This window comes from Xenorhabdus santafensis, from assembly GCF_033949405.1.
Classification (GTDB): domain Bacteria; phylum Pseudomonadota; class Gammaproteobacteria; order Enterobacterales; family Enterobacteriaceae; genus Xenorhabdus; species Xenorhabdus santafensis.
Window position 1 is genome coordinate 1 of the sequence record NZ_VCDN01000099.1, and the last position, 3,263, is coordinate 3,263.

Consider the following 3,263-nt stretch of genomic DNA (forward strand, 5'->3'; position numbering starts at 1 on the left):
ATACATTAGGAGCTTTTTTATCAGTCTGCGTAATGAATAATTATTATCGGGTGATAAAAAAAGGTAATGACGTGATATTGGTTAAAGATTGTCTTTATTTTTTATGGGGAAATAGTGCATTTCTGTATTTGCATTTATCGAATGCATTGATACAAAAATTATGGATATTAAATCATGCTGCGTTTGTAATAGAATAAATTGAGTTAAATTAAATGGAAAGGTTGATTGGCGATTTTACCGATATTATCCCGCCTGATGAAAAACAGGCCCAAGTGTTATTGAGCCTGTTTGTTATTTCTCCACATTAAAACATCATATTGACAAAATCAGCATATGCGCACCCCGTTATCAGTGCGAACTATGATGATGCATTTTTGAGACAAAGCAAATATCCGTGAGACATTTTATTGTTTTTGTCTGTTGGTTTTGAATAGTTATCGTAATTCAAACTGTCTATTCGATTGCGGAAGTAAGTGTGATAAGGGCTATTGTGATCAATATTTAATTGGTTCTTTTTGTAATCGTATGTCAGGTATCTCCTGTAAGTATCGTTAAGAATTTCTCCTAGAGAAAGAACGACTAAGATGTTATCGCTTGTATTTTCAGAATCCGCTTTATTGAAAATACCAAGATCCGGGTCCCCAGAACCCTGATACTCATTGATTAATGACATCAGATGACCCATAAGCGGATCGTTGAATGCTTTCGAATTATTTCCCATCCCAGCAGGATACGGAATCGTTTCTTCGGCGCGTGGCGATGGATTACAGGTTTGCGCTGGTCTTGTGGGTGGGTGATCGTGACCATCAACCTTATGGGGATAGGGTTTATTAGGCTCTAGAGGATAGAAGGGCGCCACCAGTACTTTATTGTTGGGTTTATAGAAGTAATGTTTAGGGTTGAATTTATAGGCCCAAACTATTTTGGCTCCTGTGGTGTTATCTGTGATAGTCGCAGTCACTGTGGCCATGTGATTAGGATCATTTGCACTGCCATTCCATCCCCAGGTTGCCAGAGGGAATGTTATCTTGCCTGTCTTCTCATCTACTTCCGCGTTTTGTGTGTTGTCAGAGCTGAATTGGACGTGTTCTGACGAATCCGCCTCATCTGGCGTTATTGGATCTGCTGTTGTTTGACCGGGAAATTTACGGGTCAAGTACACTTCCAATTTATCATGCACGTTGTGAGGCCTTTCTGGCTCTTCAGCAGAGAACTCTTTCTTGAAGTTATGCGAAACGGCTGATTTCATCAGGATGCCGGCATTTCGCACGATAGCTTCAAATTTCACCGGTTTCGATAACAGAGGTGGCAAATCAGCAGTGTCTGAATTCAGAATAGCTTCCACAATGACTTCGTCAAAGCCATAGCGACTCGTTAACGTGGCGACTAAATAACCGTCTCCATCGGTCTTCGAGTTCTCCGGCTCTACCAGCGCCATTTGATATTCCTCATCCCTGTTATCTTTGACTTTCCAGGTGACACCGGAAATGATCTGGTTTCTGACTGGTTCATTCTTGTCATTAACCACCTTGATTTTAAAGTAATAGGTGTCGCTACCGTTGCCTTTCAGAGGACCTGAAGGCTCCTGGACTATCTCCCTAACGAATTTGTAATTATCGAAGTTGACGGCACCATCCCCGCCCCCTATCTTGGTGTCTTTCATGTCATCCATCACCAGATAAATCTGGGTATTTTTGTCCAGCGGGGTTTTACTTGCGAGGGTTGCGGTCAACCGCCCTTTAGGATCACTTTTCCCTGCTGTATCCCACGTCAAGGTGGCCTCTTTATTCTCAGGTATGAGATACCATTTCACGTTTGAGAAGGTATGATTTGCAAGTGGTTTATTGCTTCCGTCTGTGCCGTAGGTGATGACGGCAGCCAGATCGTAAGCTGACTGACCATTGGCTACCAAGGGGCCTTCTGTCATTTTCGTGACGCTTTTCTCCTTAACGACAAAAGGCTCAACAGTAATCTTCATTTGAGCTGATTTTTGTCTGCCATCCGTATTGTCGGCGCGGGCTGTTACGGTATAGTCGTTGAGCCCATTCATCTTATACTTTGGCAGCACCAGTTCTAGTTGGCTGCCTTGAGAGGTTATCACACCGCCATTTTGAAGAAACTGAGGGTCGGCCTGCCAGTTAATCTGTTTCACCGGATTTTCGGCGATGATATTAGCGGTAACGTGACGCTTTTGGGCAGTGAATCCTTTCAGGATATTATCCAGAGTGATATTGAATTCCGGCTTTTTCTTGTATTCCAGCACGATATTGTTGTTTCTTTCCACCAGATCGTAGCGGCTTCCCGCCAGTGTCCGCAGGGAGGCCACGCTGTTGGGGGAAAGCTGGTCACCAAAAGGTGTGCCAAAATGGTAATTCAGGCTGGCCTGAAACAGGGTTTCGCTTTTTCCGCCCCTGCCATATTTGTAATCCACACCCATGGTCACCAGCGGGATGGGGGTGTAATTCACGCCGAACCGGGCCAAGCCGGGGTTTTTCTGTTTGGTATCACGGTTGAACAGGGCGACGTTATCCCCGAAGTATTGTTCATAGGCCAGCTTCCCGCCAAACTGAGGATAAGCAGGCAAGTAGAATTCACCATTGAGGTCAAACCCGTTGGCGGGACGTTCATCGTAGTCTTGGTTGGACAGGGCCGTATGCCATTCCGTTAGGCGCCAATAAGTGTTGGCCGAGAGTTTGACATAATCTGTCCAGGCTTCCCCGCCCACGCCCAGCCGTTTATTTTTTCCTGTCACGTCATTGTCAAAGAAGGTATTGATCCCATACATCCAATTGGGCGTAAAGTAACGGCCACCCAGCCCGAGATTGAGGGTATGACGGCTATCTTTATGCCGGTATCCTAGTTGGGTGAACAGCAGCCAGTCAGCTTTGTTGTCATACAACGGCAGCAGTAGATCGACTGAGCTGTTATCCAATTTTCCTTTTCTGTCGAGGGAAAAGTTAACTCTGGCGTTGCCGTAGCGGGACAGCCATTGCTGGGCTTCTGTCGCGATGGTGTTATTTATTTGGCCCAATGCATAAGATTTGGCTTGTTCTGTCAACTCGGCGGGGGACGAAGACAGAAGATTGCTGACCCGTTGGATGTTTTGGGCAATTACTCCGGCATTATCTTTTTCTGCTGTAGGTGCAGCTGTTGAATTTAACCAGGTTTCTGATGCTGCCTTGCCCTCGAATGTTCTTTCCCCTTCCGAAAAGGCATTCATGGACGCCATGGGCAACAAAAGTGAATACAAAAGAACGGAAAAT

General features: G+C 45.2%; 2 protein-coding genes. One reads left to right on the forward strand and one right to left on the reverse strand.

From position 1 onward, the window contains the following. Positions 1 to 197 (forward strand): hypothetical protein (locus FE392_RS17910; RefSeq protein ID WP_319931524.1); only part of this gene is annotated, 197 nt, incomplete at its 5' end. 161 nt (positions 198 to 358) lie between these two features. Here FE392_RS17910 and FE392_RS17915 read toward each other — a convergent pair. Next, positions 359 to 3,263 (reverse strand): inverse autotransporter beta domain-containing protein (locus tag FE392_RS17915; protein ID WP_319931525.1); only part of this gene is annotated, 2,905 nt, incomplete at its 5' end.